The sequence below is a fragment of the Mycolicibacterium sp. SMGY-1XX genome (assembly GCF_059132455.1).
Map to the genome: position 1 here is coordinate 5,931,614 of NZ_CP101139.1, position 19,611 is coordinate 5,951,224.

The window sequence follows — 19,611 nt, forward strand, 5'->3', positions numbered from 1 at the left end:
GGCCTACGACTCGTCGTCGACCGGTACCAGTTCGTCGGCATCGAGCACGTCGTCGATTTCACTGGGCCAGGCGGCGCGCCACTCGTCCTCGCTGACCGCACCCAGGGCCACGTCGTCCAGATCGCCGACCGAGACACCCCGCGCCACCGCCACCGCCCGTTCGGCACTGCGCACGTCGTCCATGAATTCGAGAACCGCTGTGCGCAGGTGATTCTCGGCGTCGAACTCCGGCGCCAACGTGACCGCGAGCATGCCGGACGGGAAGAGATCGGCGGGCACCCCCGCCTGCTGGGCGCGCGTGATCACCTTCTGCGCCAATGCCAGAGCGGGTTGGCCCGTGGGCAGATCCGCCACCACCGATTCACGGGACGACTTCTCGCGGGCTTTGCGCTCCTCCCACTGCGCCAGCTGCTCCTCCAGGGAGATGGTCTCACCGGCCAGCACCGCGGGCACCCGATTGCGCAGCTTACGCACCAGCGCGTCGGCCACATCGTCGATCGAGAACGCCTTGTCGGTGGCGTCCTCGGCGATCCGCGCGTGAAACAGCACCTGCAGCAACACATCTCCGAGCTCGTCGCGCAGCTCGTCGGTGTCGCCGCTGCGCACGGCATCGAAGAGTTCGTAGGTTTCCTCGAGCAGGTAACGGCGCAACGAATCGTGGGTCTGCTCACTCTCCCACGGGCCGTTGGTGCGCAGCTTGTCCATCACCGCGACCGCGTCCAGCAGCCGCTCCCCGGGCTGGGGAGCCGGAGCCGAGATCACCTGCTCCCCCGCGGCTATCCGCGCCAGGACGGCGGGGTGCTTGGGGTCTGACGACAACAGCACGGGCGACACCTCGCCGGTGACATTCCCTACGAGCAAAGGCCTTGCCTTGGGAAGCGACCACGGCACCTTGACCGGCATCTCCTCGGTGTACTGCACCTCGCCGGCCAGCAGCGCCACCGCGTCGACGGGCACCAGCGTCGGACGCCTGGGGTCAACCAGAATCACGGTCACGTACCCGCCCCCTCCAGCTTCGTGATGTCCACTTCGCCCTGCGGTTTCCCGTCCAGTGCCAGCACCAGATCCGCCACCATCTGCGCCAGCTCGAGATCACGGATGCGTGGTGCGCCGATTCCGCTGCCCGCCCGCGGGATCGGCACCTGGATGGTCGACGTGGTGGCACGGTACGCAGCGCCCGGATACATCCGCTTGAGCCGTAGCTGCCCGGAATCCAGCAGCGTCAGAGGCGAGATCCGCAGCGTGGAGGGCTGCCCCGCCGAGCCGGTGGCCGACACCTCGGTGATGCCGTAACCACGGCACAGCAGCCGCAGCCGGGCCACCGCCACCAGCCGCAGCGCCGGCTCCGGCAGCGGGCCGTAGCGGTCGACCAGTTCGTCGACCACGGACAGGACATCGGCATCGCTGGTGGCCGCGGCGAGCCTGCGATAGCCCTCCAGGCGGAGCCGGTCGCTGTCGATGTAGTCCGGCGGCAGGTTGGCATCGATCGGCAGATCGATCCGGACCTCTTTGGGTTCCTCTGCGCCCGCGACGGTTTCACCGTCGGCAGCGGCACGGTAGGCCTCCACGGCCTCACCGACCAGGCGCACGTACAGGTCGAAGCCGACGCCGGCGACGTGGCCGGACTGCTCGGCGCCCAGCACGTTACCGGCGCCGCGGATCTCGAGGTCTTTCATCGCGACGGCCATACCGGCACCGAGTTCGTTGTTCTGCGCGATGGTGGCCAGCCGGTCATATGCCGTCTCGGTCAGTGGCTTCTCCGGCGAGTACAGGAAGTACGCGTATCCGCGTTCGCGGCTGCGACCGACGCGGCCCCGCAGCTGGTGGAGCTGCGAAAGGCCGAAGGTGTCAGCGCGTTCCACGATCAAGGTGTTGGCGTTGGAGATGTCCAGACCGGTCTCGACGATCGTCGTACAGACCAGGATGTCGTACTCCCGGTTCCAGAAGCCCTCGACGGTCCTCTCCAGCTGCTCCTCGGGCATCTGCCCGTGCGCCACCACCACGCGGGCCTCGGGGACCAGCTGACGGACCTTCGCGGCCGCCGAATCGATGGAGCTGACCCGGTTGTGGATGTAGAAGGCCTGCCCGTCGCGCAACAGTTCCCGTCGCAGCGCCGCGGCCACCTGCTTGTCGTCGTGCGGACCGACATAGGTCAACACCGGGTAGCGCTCCTCGGGCGGTGTCAGAATCGTTGACATCTCCCGGATTCCGGCCAGGCTCATCTCCAGCGTGCGCGGAATCGGGGTGGCGCTCATGGTCAGCACGTCGACGTGCGTGCGCAGACTCTTGATGTGCTCCTTGTGTTCGACGCCGAATCGCTGCTCCTCGTCGACGATCACCAGCCCCAGGTCCTTCCAGCGCACGCCGGTCTGCAGCAGCCGGTGTGTGCCGATCACGATGTCGACGGAACCGTCGGCCATTCCCTCGGTGGTCTTGCGCGACTCCGCGGGATCGGTGAACCGCGACAGCCCCTTGACCGTCACCGGGAAACCGGCCATCCGGTTGGCGAACGTCTGCATGTGCTGATCGGCCAGCAGCGTCGTGGGCACCAGCACCGCGACCTGCTTTCCGGCCTGCACCGCCTTGAACGCCGCCCGCACCGCGATCTCGGTCTTGCCGTATCCGACGTCGCCGCAGATCACGCGGTCCATCGGAACAGGCCGCTCCATGTCGGCCTTCACCTCGGTGATGGCCGTCAACTGGTCGACGGTCTCGGTGAACCCGAACGCGTCCTCCATCTCGTTCTGCCACGGGGTGTCCGGCGGGAACGCGAAGCCCGGCGCCGCTTGACGTTTGGCGTAGAGGGCCACCAACTCGGTGGCGATCTCGCGAACCGCCCTGCGCGCCTTGGTTTTGGTGTTCGCCCAGTCGCTGCCGCCGAGCTTGCTCAAGGTGGGAGCCGTGCCGCCGACATACCTCGACAGCTGATCGAGGGAATCCATCGGGACGTAGAGCCGGTCGGACCCGCCGCCCCGCTTGGCGGAGGCGTACTCCAGCACCAGGTACTCGCGACGGGCGCCGCCGACCACACGTTCGGTCATCTCGACGAACTTGCCGATGCCGTGCTGGTCGTGCACCACCAGGTCGCCGGCGGTCAGGGCCAGCGGGTCGACGGTGTTACGCCGTTTGGCCGCAAGGCGTTTGCCTTCGGTGGCGGTGACCCGGTTACCGGTGAGGTCGGTCTCGGTGATGACGACGAGGTGGGCACCCGGTAAGACGACACCGGTGTGCAGCGGGCCCTTGAGAACCCCCACGACGCCGGGCTTGGGAGTGGCACCGGGATCCAGCAGTGCGGCCGGGGTGTCAGCATCGGCGAGCTGTTCGCAGACGCGGGTGGCCGTGCCGGTACCCGGGGTGACGATCGCCGCGGAGCCCCCGGTGGCGCAGTGCGCCCGCAGCATCGCGAAGATCTCCTCGGCATTCTGTTGGCTGCCTCGGGCCGACGGCGCGGCTCGAACCTCGAGTTCGATCGCCGACTCGTCGGGCAGCTGGCTCAGTGTCCACCACGGATGGCCCGCCTTGCGGGCCTGCGCGCGCACCTCGCCGAGCTCACGGAATCCCGAACCCCCGAGCTGCTCGACGTCGATGGGTGCATCGCCGCCGATGGCGGCCACCGACCACGACGCCTCCAGGAACTCCCGGCCGGTGTTGATCAGATCAGCGGCGCGGGTGCGGACCTTTTCCGGATCGCACACCAGCACCGGGGTGCCGGGTGCCAGCTGATCGGTCAGCAGGGCCGGGTCCTCGGGCCGCAGCACCGGCAGCAACGCCTCCATACCGTCGACCGGGATGCCCTCGGCGAGCTTGGCCAGCATGTCGCCGACACTGCCCGTCACCACGTTGTCGGTGGCCGGGCTGCTGCCGGCCAGCATCGCCGCGCGCTGTTTGACGTCCTCGGTGAGCAGCAGTTCCCGGCACGGGACAGCCACCAGGTGCTCGATGGGGATCTCGGTGATGGAGCGCTGGTCGGCGATGGAGAACAGCCGCATCTCGGTGATCTCGTCGCCCCAGAATTCGATACGAACCGGGTGCTCGGCCGTGGGCGCGAACACATCGAGGATGCCGCCACGGACCGCGAACTCGCCGCGCTTGCCCACCATGTCGACGCGGGTGTAGGCGAGCTCGACCAGCCGGTGGATGGTGTCGTCGAAGTCCAGTTCGGCTCCGACGGCGAAGGTCAGCGGTTCGACGTGCGACAGCCCGGGCGTCATGGGCTGCAGCAGTGACCGTGCCGTCGTCACCACCACCCGCAGCGGCGGGCCCAGGCGGGCATCGTCGGGGTGGGTGAGCCGGCGCAGCAGCATCAGCCGCGCGCCGACGGTGTCCACCCCCGGGGACAGGCGCTCGTGCGGCAGGGTCTCCCAGGACGGGAACATGGCCGCGGCCTCGCCGAAGACGCCGCGCAGTTCGGCGGTGAGGTCGTCGGCTTCCCGGCCGGTCGCCGTGACCACCAGCAGCGGACCCTGCTGCGCCAGTGCCGCCGCCACGAAAACCTGTGCGCTGCTCGGTCCCACCAGGGTGAGCTCGTCGGGCCGCTGCTTGGCGCGGTCGATCAGGTCGGTGAATGTCGGCGCACTGAGCGCCAATTCGATGAGCCCCGCGATCGGGGTCTGAACAGAAGGATGCCCCGGTGCGGTCATGATGCACCCATTCTAGGCGGGTGGATCGCCGTCAAGAATCGACCCGTAGCTGTCAAGACCTCGTCAAGGCCTGTGCCTGTTCCCAGCCGGCGGGCGCACGGTGGATCCATGACGCTTCTGGACATCCTGCCCTCCTTGCGCACCGCCGTGAGGCCGCGGGTCGATCCCATGTTGTGGCCGCACACCACCCACGCCGACGAGGCCGGCCGACTGACCGTCGGCGGCATCGCGCTGGCCGATATCGCCGATGAAGTCGGCACCCCGGCCTATGTGCTCGATGAAGCCGACTTCCGGTATCGCGCCCGGCGCTACCGCAAGGAACTACCCGGCACCAAGGTGGTCTACGCGGGAAAGGCCCTGCTGACCACAGCGGTGGCCCGCTGGGCAGCATCCGAACACCTGGGCCTCGACATCTGTTCGGCCGGCGAGCTGACGACCGCCCTGGCCGGCGGCGTCGATCCGGCCCGCATCGTCTACCGCGGCAGAACCCACGACGACCTCGCCGCTGCCGTGCAGGCCGGTGTCGGCCGCATCGTCGTCGACTCGACGATTCAACTCGCCTACCTCGCCGGCCTGGCCCGTCAGCCGCAGAATGTGCTGGTGGGCTCGGCCGAGCTGGCCGCCGCCGTGGTGGACGAGCCGACCCTGCGACTGGCCGGTCTGCACTGCCAGGTCGACGAGGCCGGGCGGTGCGGCGAGGTGGTGCGACAGATGATCTGCGTCATGGCCGATGTGCGGCGGGCGCACGGCGTGCTGCTCGGCGAGCTGAACATCGGCGGCGACGTGGAACCGGATCCGCGTGCGCTGTCACTGTCCATCGAGGACGCACTCGACGCCTGCTGCGCCGAGCGGTTCCCGCGGCCCACGATCGTCGTCGCACCCGGGCGCGCGCTCGCCGCTCGGGCCGGCGTGACGCTGTATCGGGTGCTGTCTGTCGCGGAGGGGCAGGTGACGGTCGACGGCGGCAGTGGCGACTGCCCGGGATGCGACGGGCACACCGCGACGCTGGTCAATCGGCATCCGTTGGGGCCGTCGCAGCCGATGACAATCGTGGGCCTCGGGTGTGAGCTCGTCCGCGGCGCCGAGCTGCCCTGCGATGTCCATCCCGGTGACCTGATCGCGGTGGCGGGCACCGGCGCCTATCACCACTCCACGGCATCCAATCGCCACCTGGTGGGGCGGCCACCGCTGGTCGCGGTGCGCGACCGGCGCCTGCGGACGTTGGTGCGGCGCGAGACCGTCGCCGACGTGATGGCCCGCGACCGCGGGTGAACGAGTGTCACGCCAGGGCGGCATTCGACCCGAATTTCCGCCGCTGAGTGACTTTCGATTCTTGAAGGGTCCGCGCTGCCCGCACTCTCCGGGCTATCAGCACTTCGGAATCCTCCTTGATCACCCGCACGACGACCCAGCCCAACCGTGTCAGCTCCTCGAGTCTGTGCATATCGCGAACATATTGACGACGGTCGCTGCGGTGTTGGTCGCCGTCGTACTCGATGGCCAGCTTCAACTCGGGCCAGCCCATGTCCAGGCGGGCGACGAAATCGCCGAACTCGTCGCGCACTTCGATCTGTGTTCGAACCGGGGGAAGCCCACAGCGTTTCAGCAGTAGCCGCAGCCAGGTCTCCTTCGGCGACTCGGCCCCGGCATCGACGGAGGCAAGAACCCGCTCGAGGTTTCGCAGTCGTCGGGCGCCGCGGTGCCGTGCCGCCACTGCCTCGACATCTCCCACGCTGGTCCCCGTCGCACTGAGCAATGCGTCGACACCAGCCACGACGCGACAGCGTGCGTCTTCGTCCTCCCCGGTGTCACGGCGCGCGAGGTCAAAAGCGGTTCGTACAGGGGTGGTGACGAGCATGCCCTCGATCCGGCACGTCTCGCCCGCAAGAAGGCTGTCACGGTGAGCGTTGATCCGGGTGGGCGGCCTGGTGCTGGCGTAGTAGATGTCCACGTCGACGGTGGGCTCGATCCATTTCGCGCCATGCAGAGCCGCTGCCGCGTCGCCGGCGATGACCGCCTGTCGCCGGCTCCACAGCCATGCAGCCACCGTGCGGTCGTAGAGCGTGGGCACAACGGTCTTGTCGAGGTACACCCCCGGGAGGATGGCGCGGTAGCGCGTGCGGAGCTGATGCCGCGTCACAAGCCCGGCGGCCAACGCCTCTGCTCCGAGAAAGGGCCCGACGATCACGCCGGGAGCGTCGCAGATTCAGCGCGAGCCCGAGTTCGTCAATCCACAGCTCCATCGAGTGTCACACCAGGGCGGAAGCGGGCACGAATTCCCGCCGCTGAGTGACACTCGATCACTCGTCCTGCAGGTGCGGATCCGCTTCGAGATGGGTCAGGCCGTTCCACATCAGGTTCACCAGATGCGCGGCCACCACTTCTTTCTTCGGCTCGCGGGTGTCGAGCCACCACTGCGCGGTCATCGACACCGAGCCCACGAGGGCCTGCGCATACAGCGGCGCCAGCTCCGGGTCCAGCCCGCGGCGGGAGAAATCGCCGGCCAGGATCGACGCCACCTGCGACACGGCGTCGTTGAGCAGTGACGAGTACGTGCCCGAGCTGATGGACGCCGGCGAGTCGCGGATCATGATGCGGAACCCGTCGGTGCGCTCTTCGACGTAGGTCAGCAGCGCCAGGGTCACCATCTCCACGCGCACCCGGGAGCGGTTGTTGGTCAGCGACGACGTGATGCCGTCGAGCAAGGCCGACATCTCCCGGTCCACCACCACGGCGTAGAGGCCCTCTTTGCCGCCGAAATGTTCATAGACCACGGGTTTGGACACGTTGGCGCGCTGCGCGATCTCCTCGATCGAGGTGGCGTCGTAGCCACGCTCGGCGAACAACGAGCGGGCGATGTCGATCAGCTGATGCCGCCGCTCGCTGCCGGTCATGCGGGCCCGCGGGGCGCGCACGTCTTTGTCCGGAGCAGCCACGAGCATCAGACTATCGGCTTGCACTAGGATTTCCGGCGTCGGCAGTCCGTCGTGGTGTAATCGGCAGCACCTCTGATTTTGGTTCAGATAGTTCAGGTTCGAGTCCTGGCGACGGAGCTTTTATGACAATTCACGGTGAATCCGCTGTTCTCGTGCTGGCCGCGGGCGCCGGTACCCGTATGCGGTCAGACACCCCCAAGGTGCTGCACCCGCTGGCGGGTCGCAGCATGCTGGCGCATGCCATCCACGCTGTGGCCAAGGTGTCACCGCAACACTTGGTGACGGTGCTGGGCAACAACCGCGACCGCATCACCCCCGCGGTACAAGACCTGGCCGCCAAGCTGGGGCGCACCATCGACATCGCGATCCAAGAGGAGCAGCTGGGCACCGGTCACGCCGTGCTCTGCGGGCTCAAAGCCCTTCCCGACGCTTTCGCCGGCGTGGTGGTGGTGACCTCCGGTGATGTCCCCCTGCTGGACGCCGACACGCTGGCCGGCCTGATCGACACGCACCGGGCGGCCGCCGCCGCGGCGACGGTCCTGACGACGACCCTGCCGGACCCGACCGGCTATGGCCGGGTGCTGCGCACGCAGGACCGTGAGGTCATCGCGATCGTGGAGCAGGCCGACGCCAGCCCCAGCCAGAAGGAGATCCGCGAGGTCAATGCCGGGGTGTACGCATTCGACGTGGCGGCGCTGCGCTCGGCGCTCAACCGGCTGCGCTCGGACAACGCCCAACACGAGCTGTACCTGACCGACGTCATCTCGATCCTGCGCGGTGACGGGCAGATCGTGCACGCCCAGCACGTCGACGACAGCGTGCTGGTGGCCGGCGTCAACGACCGCGTGCAGTTGTCCGCCCTCGGTACCGAACTGAATCGCCGGATCGTCGCCGCCCACCAACGTGCGGGCGTCACCGTCGTCGACCCCGCCACCACGTGGATCGACGTCGACGTGACCATCGGCCAGGACACCGTGGTGCATCCCGGTACCCAGCTGCTCGGCGCCACCTCCATCGGCGGGCACTGCACCATCGGGCCGGACACCACCCTGGCCGACGTCACCGTCGGGGATGCGGCGTCGGTGATCCGCACCCACGGCACGTCGTCGTCGATCGGCGCCGAGGCGACCGTCGGCCCGTTCACCTATCTGCGCCCCGGCACGATCCTCGGCGACGACGCCAAACTCGGCGCCTTCGTCGAGACGAAGAACTCCACCATCGGAACGGGCACCAAGGTGCCGCACCTGACCTATGTCGGCGACGCCGACATAGGCGAGCACAGCAACATCGGCGCCTCCAGCGTGTTCGTCAACTACGACGGAGAGACCAAGCGCCGCACCACGGTCGGCTCACACGTGCGCACCGGTTCGGACACCATGTTCGTGGCGCCGGTGACCGTCGGCGACGGCGCCTACACCGGTGCCGGCACTGTGCTGCGCGAAGACGTTCCGCCCGGCGCGCTGGCGGTCTCCGCGGGCCCACAACGCAATATCGAGGGCTGGGTGCAACGCAAGCGTCCCGGTAGTGCGGCGGCGACGGCAGCCCAGGCTGCCCGAAAAGACCCAGCAGAAGATGCCTGACGTTGGGAATCTGGTAACCCGCCACCACACCCGCCGAAACGCTACGTACGATTGCTCCGTATCAGTTCCCGACCGGCGAGGGCAATGGTGAGCCACGACTGGACCGACAACCGCAAAGCGTTGATGCTCTTCTCGGGTCGGGCGCATCCCGAGCTGGCCGAGCAGGTCGCCAAGGAACTAGACGTTCCCGTGACCGCGACAACCGCACGTGACTTCGCCAACGGTGAGATCTTCGTCCGTTTCGACGAGTCGGTGCGCGGCAGCGACGCGTTCGTGCTGCAGTCGAATCCGGCGCCGTTGAACAAGTGGCTGATGGAACAGCTGCTGATGATCGACGCGCTCAAGCGCGGCAGCGCCAAGCGCATCACCGCGATCGTGCCGTTCTATCCGTACGCCCGCCAAGACAAGAAGCATCGGGGTCGCGAGCCCATCTCGGCGCGCCTGGTGGCCGATCTGCTCAAGACCGCAGGCGCGGACCGCATCGTGACGGTGGATCTGCACACCGACCAGATCCAGGGCTTCTTCGACGGCCCCGTCGACCACATGCGGGCGCAGAAGCTGCTCACCGGCTACATCGCCGAGAACTACTCCGATCACAACATGGTGGTGGTCTCCCCCGACTCCGGACGTGTCCGGGTGGCCGAGAAGTGGGCGGACTCCCTGGGTGGGGTGCCGCTGGCCTTCATCCACAAGACCCGAGATCCGCTGGTGCCCAACCAGGTGAAGTCCAACCGCGTGGTCGGTGACGTCAGGGGCAAGACCTGCATCCTGACCGACGACATGATCGACACCGGCGGCACCATCGCCGGCGCGGTGAACCTGCTCCGCGAGGACGGCGCCAGCGACGTCATCATCGCCGCCACCCACGGCGTGCTGTCGGACCCGGCCGCACAACGCCTGGCCGACTGCGGCGCCCGCGAGGTGATCGTCACCAACACCTTGCCGATCGGTGAGGAGAAGCGGTTCCCGCAACTGACCGTGCTGTCCATCGCGCCGCTGCTGGCCAACACCATTCGTCAGGTGTTCGACAACGGGTCGGTGACCAGTCTGTTCGACGGCTCGGCCTAGATGGAAGCTGACCCCGTGACAAGAGCGACGATCTACCACAACCCGCGGTGCACCACGTCACGCAAGACGCTGGATCTGTTGCGCGAGTCCGGGATCGAGCCGACGGTGGTGCAGTACCTGAAGACGCCGCCGTCACGCGCGGAACTGGCGCAGATGATCGCCGACGCCGGGATCGACGTGCGCACCGCCCTACGTAAGCGCGAATCGCTGTACACCGAGCTCGGGTTGGCCGACGCGTCCGATGACGAGTTGCTGGACGCCATGGCCGAGCACCCGATCCTGATCGAACGCCCCTTCGTCGTGACCGACAACGGCACCCGGCTGGCCCGGCCGATCGATACGGTCCGCGAGATTCTGTGAGACTCGTCGCTGCCGCCCTTGCGGTGGCGATCCTGGTTGCCGGCTGCGGCGCGGAAACCCCTGATTACCAATCGATCTGGACCGACAGCCCCACCCCCGCCACCCCGGCGCCGGCCACCACCTCAGCCGAGCCGGTGCCCTTCTACGAGTACCTAGAGGGCCTGGGCGTCACCGGCCAACCGATCGCCGTCGACGCGTTGAAGGACGTGACGCTGACCCTGCCGGTCCCCCGTGGCTGGGGCAAGGACGACGATCCCGAACTGCGCGATGTCGAACTGATCCGGCCGAACGACAGCCAGGACCACTACCCCAACGTCATGGTGATGGCGTTCAAGCTGTGGGGCAATTTCGACGTCGCCGAAGCGATGAAACACGCCAACGCCGATGCCCTGATGTCGAAGAACTTCACCAAACTCGGGGAGTCGTTCGACGAGTTCGACGGGTTTCCCTCGGCGATGATCGAGGGGAGCTACGACGCCCCCGACGGCCGGCGGGTGCACACCTACAACCGGGTGGTCATCCCCGTGACTCCCGGCTTCGATCGCTACCTCATCCAGTTCACCGCCAGCACCCTGGCGAATCAGGCCGTGGCGCAATCTGATCCGATCGAGGAGACGATCAAGGGTTTCGCCGTGACAGTTCCTCGCTAACCTGTCAGGCATGACCCAGTGGACAGCCGCCGACCTGCCGTCTTTCGCCGGACGCACCGTTATCGTCACCGGCGCCAACAGCGGGCTCGGTGAGATCACCGCCCGAGAACTCGCCCGCGTGGGCGCGAAGGTGATCCTGGCGGTGCGCAACACCGTCAAAGGCGAGAAGGCCGCGGCGGGCATGACCGGCGACGTCGAGGTCCGTGCACTCGACCTGCAGTCCCTGGCGTCGGTGCGGGCATTCGCCGGCACCGTGGAGGCCGTGGACGTGTTGGTGAACAACGCCGGCATCATGGCGGTGCCCTACGCGCAGACCGCCGACGGCTTCGAGAGCCAGATCGGCACCAACCATCTGGGGCATTTCGCGCTGACCAACCTGCTGCTGCCCAAGATCACCGACCGGGTGGTGACCGTGTCTTCGCTGATGCATGTGTTCGGGCGGATCAACCTCGACGACCTGAACTACAGGTCGCGGCCGTACTTCGCGTGGCCGGCCTACGGACAGTCGAAGTTGGCCAATCTGCTGTTCACCAGTGAGCTGCAGCGCCGCCTCGACCGGGCCGGATCATCGGTGACCGCACTGGCCGCCCATCCCGGCTACTCGGCGACCAATCTGCAGGGCAAGACCGGTAACAAGCTCGGCACCCCGGTGTGGCTGGCCGCCAACAAGCTGTTCGCCACCGACGCCTCCTTCGGCGCGCGTCAGACGCTGTTCGCGGCATCGCAGGACCTACCGGGCAACAGCTTCATCGGCCCCAAGTTCGGCAGCCGCGGCCCCACCCAGGCCGTCGGGCGCAGCCCACTGGCCCGCGATTCGAAGAAGGCCGCCGCGCTGTGGGCCCTGTCCGAGCAGCTCACGGAGACGCGGTTCCCACTCTGAGGATTTCTGTTCTCGCCTGATCGTGCGTTACCCTTACCGGCGATCACGGCGAGGGTGGCCAGGCCACCGTTATCGACGGGACCTCCGCGCAAATGCGCGTGACCCTGGCCGTGCGATGACAGCACAGGCACAGGAGAAACCACATGGCCAAGGCCCAGGCGCACGCCGCCAACAATCTGACCGCTGAGGTCCGCAGCAAGACCGGCAAGGGCGCGTCACGTCAGGCCCGCCGGGACGGCAAGATTCCCGCCGTCCTCTACGGTCACGGCACCGATCCCCAGCACCTCAACCTCCCCGGCCGCGAGCTGGCCGCGGTGCTGCGCAACTTCGGCACCAACGCGGTGTTGACCCTCGACGTCGACGGCACCGAGGCACTGGCGCTGCCCAAGCAGATCGAGATCCACCCGATCAAGCGCAGCATCCAGCACCTCGACCTGATCATCGTGCGCCGTGGTGAGAAGGTCACCGTCGAGGTCAACGTGGTCGTCGAGGGCGAGGCCGCCACCGGCACCCTGGTCACCCAGGACGCCACCGCCATCGAGATCGAGTCCGACGCGTTGTCGATCCCCGAGCAGCTGACCGTCTCGGTCGAGGGCGTCGAGGCCGGCACCCAGATCACCGCCGCACAGGTCGAGCTGCCCGACGGCGTGACCCTGGTGTCGGATCCGGAGCTGCTGGTGGTCAACATCGTCGAGGCCCCCAGCGCCGAGGAGCTGGAAGCCGAGGGTGGCGGCGAGTCGGTCGAAGAGCAGCTCGAGGAGCAGGCCGAGGCCGCTGCCGAGACCTCCGAAGCCGAATAAGACCAGCGCTCGTACTGCGACATGGCCGAACCGATGCTGGTGGTCGGCCTGGGTAACCCCGGGCCGAACTACGCCAAGACCCGGCACAACATCGGGTTCATGGTCGTCGACGTCCTGGCCGAACGGCTGGGCGAGAAGTTCAAGGTGCACAAGCGTTCTGGCGCCGAGGTGGCCACCGGCCGCCTCGGCGGCAGAGCCGTCGTCCTGGCCAAACCGCGGGTGTACATGAACGAGTCCGGCCGCCAGGTCGGACCACTGGCCAACTTCTATTCGGTGGCACCCGCTGATGTGGTGATTGTCCACGACGAGCTCGACATCGACTTCGGCCGCATCAGGCTCAAGTTCGGCGGCGGCGTGGCCGGCCACAACGGTCTGCGGTCGGTGGGTTCGGCGTTGGGCACCAATGATTTTCACCGCGTCCGGGTCGGCATCGGCCGTCCGCCGGGCAGCAAGTCCGGTGCCGCATTTGTGCTGGAGCCGTTCAATTCCCGCGAGCGGCCGGAGATTCCGGTGATCTGCGAGCAGGCCGCCGATGCGGCGGAGCTGTTGGTGCAGCTGGGCATCGAGCCCGCCCAGAACCAAGTCCACGCCTGGACCTGAGTCAGTTCCCCTCTCCCTTCTTTGGCGCGAGCGCGCGCGTTTGTCCGCGACACGCCGGAAGTTTTTGTACAAACGCGCGCGCTCGCCGGTGGTTGCGGGTCAGCGGCCGCGGATACCGCTGTCGACCACCTTGACGGCTTTGTGCGGGTATCGCTTCTCCGCGAACGCCTTGGCTTTCGAGTTGGGCAGCACGTAGAGCGTCTCGACCTTGTCCTGCAACGGCTTCAGGACCAGATCCATGAAGCCCTTGCGATCATCGAGGTAGGGCTCGATCACCTCTTCCCCGGCCGGACACACCGCCAGGCAGTAAGCCGCCTTGTAGTTGGCTTTGAACGACAGGCTCTGCCACATCGACGCGTTCTCGGAATCGCTGACACGGGACCGGAATTCGTCCGCATCGGCGCTGTCGGCGACGGTCTGCGCCCAGTCGGTGAACCCACCCATGAACTCGCGATAGTTGTGCACCGAGCACGCCACGAAATCGAAGTCCCCGTCCTTGCCGATGGCCCCGACCGGGCATGCCGCAACACACAGCTTGCACTCCAGACACGGTGAATAGTCCAGCGGCGCACCATAACTGCTGATATCGGCATCGACCATGACAGTGGCCAGCAGGATGAAGTTGCCGAAGCGCGGATGGATGACATTGCGATGGATGCCCATCACGCCGAGTCCGGCGGCGACGGCCACCGGCTTGTGCGCCACCACCCAGATGCGCCCCGGGTATCGGTCCATCTCCATCGGAAAGGTCGCCGACGGGTTCAGCGCGCGATAGCCGGCATCCTGCAGCGTGCGGGTGATCCGGTGCGCAGCCTCGTTGATGATCTCGCCGCTGCGGTGGAATTCCTGGTTGGCGACGCTGCGGGCCGTGGAACGCACGTTGTCGCGGTTCATCTTGACCACCAGCGAGATGTAGCTGCGCGCGCCGGGTAGCGCCGCCTCGACATGTTCCTGCTCAGACGCCAGGTCAGGGTTGGCGACGGCCGCGAACGCCACGTCGTCGGCCCCGGCATCCAGACACACCTGCCGCAGCCACCCGGCGTCGAGCACCCCCGGTTTGGGAGCGGGCTTGGCCCGCACTGCTCGCACAGTGGGGTGGTCGGCGATACGCGGCGAGATGCGGCCAGCAGTCATCTGCTGAGTATATATAGATATACCTAGCTGTCCAGGCTCGATTACGCCGTCAAGGATCCGTATGGATCGATGCCAGGCGCCCTGGCGGCGACTACACCTGGAGATATGGCAGTAGGTGGACCAGTGTGGGGCGCTCTGGATGTGCAGTCCGACCGCTTCGGGATGACCCGCTACCGCCTCACGGTGTATCCACCCGGCATCACGGCCCTACAGCGCCGGCGGCTGCGACTGTGGCGTGGCTTCCCCGTGTGGGGCGCTGCTGCCTGGATGGTCGCCGAGATCGTCCTGACCCAGTTCCTCAGCCCGTGGCAAGCGTTGGCGATGTCCACAGGGATCGTTCTGAGTGCGGGCGCCGCCAGTTGTTTTCAGGCCGGTCCCGAGCGCTCGCTGGTCCGCACCCGCACGGTCGCGCTCCTGCGAGGCCATCATGACGACCGCGCTCAGGCTGTCGCCGCGGAGATCACCACCCTTGCGCACGCACTGACGGTCGCCGACTCCCGCCTGAAGCGGGGTGAGATCTCCATGGTCGACCACGAAGTGATGTGGTGGCGGGTGTACGAGCGACTCACGCCTTCCGGCCGCGACGCCCGGCCGACCTCAAAAGCGTGAGTACCCCGAATGTCACCTGATTCATAGAACTTTCCTACGCAAGCGCTCCCCGGATATGGAACTCCTATGTAGCCATGGGCGGGGTCTTCAGACGTCGTTAGGTTGAAATCAACAGGCCCAACGACCTTTTCCTGAGGATCCCGATGACCAAGCTGCAGTCCGTCGACTCGCCCCAGACCATGACCACACGAATGGGCGGACCGCGGCGCCCGCGTTTCGAGTCCGCACGGACCTTCTCCGTGACTATCGAAGCCGAGGATCCGCTGCCCACCGGTAAAATAACAAGCGTACTAGAGGAATTCGAGCGATCGCTGTTCACCGACGACGGCGGTCGACTCAGCTCCCCTGCCGACGCGGCGAAAGTCTTCGCCGTACACGACGCTCTTCATGCGGCCACCGGCGGTGCCGTCGATCCGTTGGGTGGCTCAGGCACAGCGAGTGCGGGCCACCTGATCGACACCATCACCGCCGTGCTGCACCGGCGCGGGAGCGACGGCTTCGTGGTCGACGTCGACGGCGGCATGCGCCACAGCGGTACGACGGGATTGCATGTGGCGCTACGACACCCCGCCCAGCCCGATCTGGCCATCGGCGTCGCCACGCTCACCGACCAGGCGGTGTGCGCCTCCGCGCCGGAGTCCACAGCAGACATCGCCGCGGCGTGGGTGGTGGCCGACGACGCGGTGACGGCCCATGCGCTGAGCTCGGCGCTTCTGGTGACGCCGCCGCAGCGGTTGAGCCGGTTCTTCCGCTTCTCGTACGTGCGACTGTTCCACGACGGCCGCGCCGAAGTCTCCCGCAACTTTCCCGGAGCACTGTTCGCCCACCCCTGACACGTTAGGAGCGCCCCACCAACAGCACAGGCACGACCACCCAGTCATTTGAAACCCAACGCCTCTAGGAGTCAACCATGAAACGCTATCTGTTCGCCACCGCGGCCTGCGCCGCGCTGGCACCCGTCACCATCGGCCTGGCGGGCAATGCCGTTGCCGCACCGGCAGGTTCGTCGGCCACCGATACCATCCGAGAACTGCGCAGTCAGGGCTACAGCGTGCAGATCAACGGTTCGCGCAACGGCCCGATCTCTGAATGCGCGGTCAACGCGGTACGCGGCATGTCCGGCGATCCGACCGAGACGGTGTATGTGGACCTGAGCTGCCCGCACGTCTACATCGACGACTGAGCCCGCAACAGCACCTTCACCAAGGTGCACGCGTCCCGCATTTCGTCGAAAGCCTCCGGCCCAGCGGCAATATCGCGGACACCACTGGTCAGCGGGTCGATATCGACCATCCCGCGGTCCAGCAGGTCGATCGCCATGGCGAACTCACCCTCGTAGATGAAGCTGCCCTGAATGGTCAGTTCCTTGAACACGAGGTCCGGCGCTTGGTAGAACGGCGGTTTCGCCGCGACACCGGTGACGGTGAGTGTGCCTCTGGGACGCAGCACGCGCAACGCCATCTCGGTGGCGGCGGCGACGCCCGAGCATTCGAACGCATGCGACGGCGCCGCCGCCAGATCCGGGAACACCTCGCCTGCGTCGACGGTCAACGGATCGATCACCGCGTCGGCACCGACGTCGGCGGCCTTGGCTGCCCGCAGTGGCGACGGTTCGAACGCGGTGATCTGACCGGCTCCCATCGCGCGCAGCAGTGTGATGACCAGAAGCCCGATCGGGCCGCCGCCGAACACGATTGCCGGGTCGCCCATGCCGATTCCCGACCTGCGCACACCACGCAGCGCCGTCGCCAGCGGTTCCACCCAAGCGCCTTGTTTGGTGGTCACACCGTCGGGCAGGCGGTACAGCACCTTGGTGGGCACCGCCGCATAGGGCGCCATACCCCCGTGGCGCGCCACACCGACGGCCGTGCGGAACAGCGCCGTGCACAGGTTGTACTGGCCCGCGCGGCAGAATCCACACCGACCGCACCAGTCACCGTTGGGGTTGACACACACGCGGTCACCGACGGCGAAATCCGTTACCTGGGCACCGAGTTCGACGACCTCTCCGGCGAACTCGTGTCCGAGGGCGACCCCCACCCCGAAGCCCTGCTGTTGGGCGTGCAGATCGCTGCCGCAGATGCCGCAGTAGTCGACCCGCAGTACCACCTCATCAGCTGCCGGTGCCGGGTCGGGCAACTCGCCCACGTACTCTCTGCCGTCGGCACCGAGCACAACAGCATGCATCTAGTTGTTCTCCTTCAATCCGCTGGGCCAGGACACGTTCTGCACGTCGGCGGTGGCGGCCAGAACCTGGGCCAGCAGGTCCTCGTCGATGGGTTCACCGGCCGCCCGTACCGCCGAGTGGAGGTGATGGGGTTTGGTGGTGCCGATCACGGTGGTGGGACATCCCGAGCGCTGAATCGCGAATTGGTTGGCCAGGAAGGCGATGTCGACACCGTGCCGGATGCAGATGTCGTTGACCCGCCGCGACGCGGCCCGCACCGCGTCACTGACCGGTACATCGGCCTTCAGCCCGGCCGGTGTGAGCAGCCCCAGCGCCACCGCAGCGGCGTTGATCACCGCCGTCCCGTTCTCCTGCGCCATCGGCAGGAAGCCGGTCAGTTCGGTGTTCAACAAGGTGAAGTGGGCGTAGTTGAGCACCACGTCGAGATCGGTTTCGGTCACCGCCCGCCGCAACGTGTGCAACGGGTAGCCCGTCATCCCGATGAACCGGCATTTCCCTTCGTCACGCAACCGGACGAGTTCCCCGTAGGAGTCTGCGAAAACGCCGTCCAGCGAGACGAATTCGATATCGTGCAGCTGCAGGACATCAACGTGATCGGTCTGCAGCAGTTCCAGGCTACGGTGCACACCGTCGCGGATGCGCTGTGGTGAGAAGTCGAACTCGTCGAATCCGTAGCGGCCCGCCTTGGTGCCGATGATCACGTCGTCGCGACGGCCTTTCAATGCGGCACCCAGACGCTCCTCGGCCAAACCGCCGCCGTAATACGGCGAGGAGTCGAAGAAGTTGATGCCGGCATCCAGCGCCTCACGCACCGACCTGATCGCGGTGCCCTGGTCGGCGGTGCCGAACATGTCACCGAGCGGGGCGGTGCCGAACGACACCGCCGACACCTGCAGCCCCGTCGTACCCAGCGGCTGATACTTCACCGAATCGACACCGAGTCGGCGCGCAGGTGCACGGCATTCAGGATCGCGGTGTAGACACCGAGCTTCATGGACTCCCTTTCGCTTCTAGACGAGTGTGACGGCAGCGCAGCGGTATTGGGCTGATTCGGTGACTATCCGCCGTCAACGCACACCTTCCTGTGCGTACTGCGCGATCTGTTCGATGTTGGAGCCGTCGATGAAGGACGGACCGGTGAGGATCGGCTGACCACCGCCGAGGATGCTGCGGTTGTTGAGGTAGTTGGCCAGCGTGTCGACGGCCTGGTAACCCTGCAGCCAGGGTTGCTGGTCGACGGCGAAGGCCACTTTGTTGTCCTTGATGGCGTTCATCAGTTCCGGGTTGGTGTCGAAGGTGGCCACGGTGATCGGCCGGCCGGTGGCTTCGGTGACCGGTAGCGCGGTCATGGCGTACGAGGCGTTGAGGGTGATGAGCGCGTCGATGGCCGGGTCCTGGGCCAGTTTTGCTTCCATGGTGCTGCGTGCGGCGGCCATGTCGAAGCCCGACAGATAGATCCGTTCGACTGCGCCGCCGAAGCCGGCTTCGACTCCGTTGCACCGTTTGTCGAGTGCCGAGACGCCCTGCTCGTGCACCACGCAGAGCACCTTGGTGGCGCCCTGGTCCTTGAGTCGCTCGCCGGCTGCGGTCCCGGCGATCACTTCGTCCTGACCGATGTACATCAACGCTTCGGCACGCTTCCAGTCGTCATAACCGGAGTTGAAGGCGACCACCGGAATACCGGCTGCGACAGCCTTTTTGGAGACCTCCATCAGCGCTTCCGGATGCGCGAGATCCAGTGCGATGGCGTCGACGTCGGTGTCGATCGCGTTCTGCACCAGCGTGGCCTGCTTGTCGGGTTGCGGATCAGACGAGTAGCGCAACTCCACGTTGTTGGTGGCGGCGCCCTGCTCAGCACCCTTGCGCAGGATGTCGACGAACGCGTCGCTGGGGTCCCAGTGCCCGATCATCGCCACGGTGTGCCGGGGCAGATCGACGTTCATACTCGCTCCGTCCTGGGAGCCACCCTGCTCTTCCGGCTTCCCGCCGGTGCTGCTGCAGGCCACCAGGCCGAGGGCCACAGCGGCAGTGGCCAAGGCGATTCCTACCGCACGTTTCGGTGAAGCCACGGTGTCCTTCTCTCGATCGAATGATCTGACTTGCTCCGGTCTATTTGACCGGTCTAAGTCCCACTATGAGCGCGGTCACACCCGGGTGTCAAGAGTG

19 protein-coding genes and 1 tRNA gene are annotated in these 19,611 nt (G+C 66.9%); 12 read left to right on the forward strand and 8 right to left on the reverse strand.

The window, feature by feature from the left end:
- Positions 1-3: 3 nt before the first annotated feature.
- Both NL241_RS28330 and mfd read right to left on the reverse strand, forming a co-directional pair.
- Positions 4-996: a nucleoside triphosphate pyrophosphohydrolase gene (locus tag NL241_RS28330; protein WP_494395677.1), complete on the reverse strand. Its 993-nt coding sequence runs from the start codon at positions 994-996 to the stop codon at positions 4-6.
- Positions 993-4,640: a transcription-repair coupling factor gene (mfd, locus tag NL241_RS28335; RefSeq protein WP_494395678.1), complete on the reverse strand. Its 3,648-nt coding sequence runs from the start codon at positions 4,638-4,640 to the stop codon at positions 993-995. The genes NL241_RS28330 and mfd overlap by 4 nt, the downstream gene beginning before the upstream one ends.
- Before the next feature lie 108 nt (positions 4,641-4,748).
- Here mfd and NL241_RS28340 point away from each other — a divergent pair, with 108 nt between their 5' ends.
- Positions 4,749-5,912, forward strand: coding sequence for a diaminopimelate decarboxylase family protein (locus tag NL241_RS28340; protein ID WP_494395679.1), 1,164 nt, complete (start codon positions 4,749-4,751; stop codon positions 5,910-5,912).
- A gap of 7 nt (positions 5,913-5,919) precedes the next feature.
- On the opposite strand, the gene NL241_RS28345 is transcribed toward NL241_RS28340, so the two are convergent.
- Positions 5,920-6,825: an endonuclease domain-containing protein gene (locus tag NL241_RS28345; protein WP_494398408.1), complete on the reverse strand. Its 906-nt coding sequence runs from the start codon at positions 6,823-6,825 to the stop codon at positions 5,920-5,922.
- 115 nt (positions 6,826-6,940) lie between these two features.
- On the reverse strand, positions 6,941-7,582 hold the full coding sequence (locus NL241_RS28350) for a TetR/AcrR family transcriptional regulator (protein ID WP_494395680.1): 642 nt from the start codon (positions 7,580-7,582) through the stop codon (positions 6,941-6,943).
- 39 nt (positions 7,583-7,621) lie between these two features.
- Here NL241_RS28350 and NL241_RS28355 point away from each other — a divergent pair.
- The 8 genes from NL241_RS28355 to pth all read left to right on the forward strand — a co-directional run bounded on the left by NL241_RS28355 (position 7,622) and on the right by pth (position 13,514).
- Positions 7,622-7,693 (forward strand) — tRNA-Gln (locus NL241_RS28355).
- A gap of 5 nt (positions 7,694-7,698) precedes the next feature.
- Entirely contained in the window at positions 7,699-9,156 is a 1,458-nt protein-coding gene (gene glmU / locus NL241_RS28360; RefSeq protein ID WP_494395681.1) for a bifunctional UDP-N-acetylglucosamine diphosphorylase/glucosamine-1-phosphate N-acetyltransferase GlmU, read from the forward strand.
- An 87-nt stretch (positions 9,157-9,243) separates the two neighbouring features.
- The gene (locus NL241_RS28365) at positions 9,244-10,224 is read left to right on the forward strand and encodes a ribose-phosphate diphosphokinase (RefSeq protein WP_487696735.1); all 981 of its coding nucleotides are present in this window, start codon (positions 9,244-9,246) and stop codon (positions 10,222-10,224) included.
- Positions 10,225-10,584: an arsenate reductase (glutaredoxin) gene (gene arsC, locus NL241_RS28370; RefSeq protein WP_494395682.1), complete on the forward strand. Its 360-nt coding sequence runs from the start codon at positions 10,225-10,227 to the stop codon at positions 10,582-10,584.
- Entirely contained in the window at positions 10,581-11,234 is a 654-nt protein-coding gene (locus NL241_RS28375) for an LpqN/LpqT family lipoprotein (RefSeq protein WP_494395683.1), read from the forward strand. The genes arsC and NL241_RS28375 overlap by 4 nt, the downstream gene beginning before the upstream one ends.
- Positions 11,235-11,244: 10 nt before the next feature.
- Positions 11,245-12,114 (forward strand): oxidoreductase, encoded by an 870-nt coding sequence (locus NL241_RS28380; RefSeq protein WP_494395684.1) that lies wholly within the window; start codon positions 11,245-11,247, stop codon positions 12,112-12,114.
- Between the two features lie 143 nt (positions 12,115-12,257).
- The gene (locus NL241_RS28385; protein ID WP_494395685.1) at positions 12,258-12,914 is read left to right on the forward strand and encodes a 50S ribosomal protein L25/general stress protein Ctc; all 657 of its coding nucleotides are present in this window, start codon (positions 12,258-12,260) and stop codon (positions 12,912-12,914) included.
- A gap of 21 nt (positions 12,915-12,935) precedes the next feature.
- Complete coding sequence (pth, locus tag NL241_RS28390) at positions 12,936-13,514, forward strand: aminoacyl-tRNA hydrolase (protein ID WP_494395686.1); 579 nt, start codon at positions 12,936-12,938, stop codon at positions 13,512-13,514.
- Between the two features lie 99 nt (positions 13,515-13,613).
- Here the strand turns inward: pth and NL241_RS28395 are convergent, their stop codons facing one another.
- On the reverse strand, positions 13,614-14,648 hold the full coding sequence (locus NL241_RS28395; RefSeq protein ID WP_487696729.1) for a 4Fe-4S binding protein: 1,035 nt from the start codon (positions 14,646-14,648) through the stop codon (positions 13,614-13,616).
- Between the two features lie 123 nt (positions 14,649-14,771).
- Here NL241_RS28395 and NL241_RS28400 point away from each other — a divergent pair, with 123 nt between their 5' ends.
- The 3 genes from NL241_RS28400 (at position 14,772) to NL241_RS28410 (ending at position 16,440) form a co-directional block, all read left to right on the forward strand.
- Positions 14,772-15,257 carry a DUF6611 family protein gene (locus NL241_RS28400; RefSeq protein WP_494395687.1) on the forward strand — a complete coding sequence of 162 codons (486 nt, stop codon included), beginning with the start codon at positions 14,772-14,774 and terminating at the stop codon, positions 15,255-15,257.
- A gap of 143 nt (positions 15,258-15,400) precedes the next feature.
- Complete coding sequence (locus tag NL241_RS28405) at positions 15,401-16,090, forward strand: hypothetical protein (protein WP_494395688.1); 690 nt, start codon at positions 15,401-15,403, stop codon at positions 16,088-16,090.
- Between the two features lie 77 nt (positions 16,091-16,167).
- On the forward strand, positions 16,168-16,440 hold the full coding sequence (locus NL241_RS28410) for a hypothetical protein (RefSeq protein ID WP_487696726.1): 273 nt from the start codon (positions 16,168-16,170) through the stop codon (positions 16,438-16,440).
- Here NL241_RS28410 and NL241_RS28415 read toward each other — a convergent pair.
- The 3 genes from NL241_RS28415 to NL241_RS28425 all read right to left on the reverse strand — a co-directional run bounded on the left by NL241_RS28415 (position 16,425) and on the right by NL241_RS28425 (position 19,514).
- The gene (locus NL241_RS28415; RefSeq protein WP_494395689.1) at positions 16,425-17,444 is read right to left on the reverse strand and encodes a zinc-dependent alcohol dehydrogenase; all 1,020 of its coding nucleotides are present in this window, start codon (positions 17,442-17,444) and stop codon (positions 16,425-16,427) included. The genes NL241_RS28410 and NL241_RS28415 overlap by 16 nt on opposite strands.
- Complete coding sequence (locus NL241_RS28420) at positions 17,445-18,371, reverse strand: aldo/keto reductase (protein WP_487696724.1); 927 nt, start codon at positions 18,369-18,371, stop codon at positions 17,445-17,447.
- A 141-nt stretch (positions 18,372-18,512) separates the two neighbouring features.
- Positions 18,513-19,514: a substrate-binding domain-containing protein gene (locus NL241_RS28425; protein WP_487696723.1), complete on the reverse strand. Its 1,002-nt coding sequence runs from the start codon at positions 19,512-19,514 to the stop codon at positions 18,513-18,515.
- Positions 19,515-19,611: the final 97 nt, after the last annotated feature.

Excerpts from the sequence above, each read along its gene's own strand:
- NL241_RS28415 (WP_494395689.1), bottom strand. The coding sequence starts at position 17,444 with ATGCATGCTGTTGTGCTCGGTGCCGACGGCAGAGAGTACGTGGGCGAG.
- NL241_RS28385 (WP_494395685.1), top strand. The coding sequence starts at position 12,258 with ATGGCCAAGGCCCAGGCGCACGCCGCCAACAATCTGACCGCTGAGGTC.
- NL241_RS28380 (WP_494395684.1), top strand. The coding sequence starts at position 11,245 with ATGACCCAGTGGACAGCCGCCGACCTGCCGTCTTTCGCCGGACGCACC.
- pth (WP_494395686.1), top strand. The coding sequence starts at position 12,936 with ATGGCCGAACCGATGCTGGTGGTCGGCCTGGGTAACCCCGGGCCGAAC.
- NL241_RS28410 (WP_487696726.1), top strand. The coding sequence starts at position 16,168 with ATGAAACGCTATCTGTTCGCCACCGCGGCCTGCGCCGCGCTGGCACCC.
- arsC (WP_494395682.1), top strand. The coding sequence starts at position 10,225 with ATGGAAGCTGACCCCGTGACAAGAGCGACGATCTACCACAACCCGCGG.
- glmU (WP_494395681.1), top strand. The coding sequence starts at position 7,699 with ATGACAATTCACGGTGAATCCGCTGTTCTCGTGCTGGCCGCGGGCGCC.
- NL241_RS28340 (WP_494395679.1), top strand. The coding sequence starts at position 4,749 with ATGACGCTTCTGGACATCCTGCCCTCCTTGCGCACCGCCGTGAGGCCG.
- NL241_RS28405 (WP_494395688.1), top strand. The coding sequence starts at position 15,401 with ATGACCAAGCTGCAGTCCGTCGACTCGCCCCAGACCATGACCACACGA.
- NL241_RS28395 (WP_487696729.1), bottom strand. The coding sequence starts at position 14,648 with ATGACTGCTGGCCGCATCTCGCCGCGTATCGCCGACCACCCCACTGTG.
- NL241_RS28350 (WP_494395680.1), bottom strand. The coding sequence starts at position 7,582 with ATGCTCGTGGCTGCTCCGGACAAAGACGTGCGCGCCCCGCGGGCCCGC.
- mfd (WP_494395678.1), bottom strand. The coding sequence starts at position 4,640 with ATGACCGCACCGGGGCATCCTTCTGTTCAGACCCCGATCGCGGGGCTC.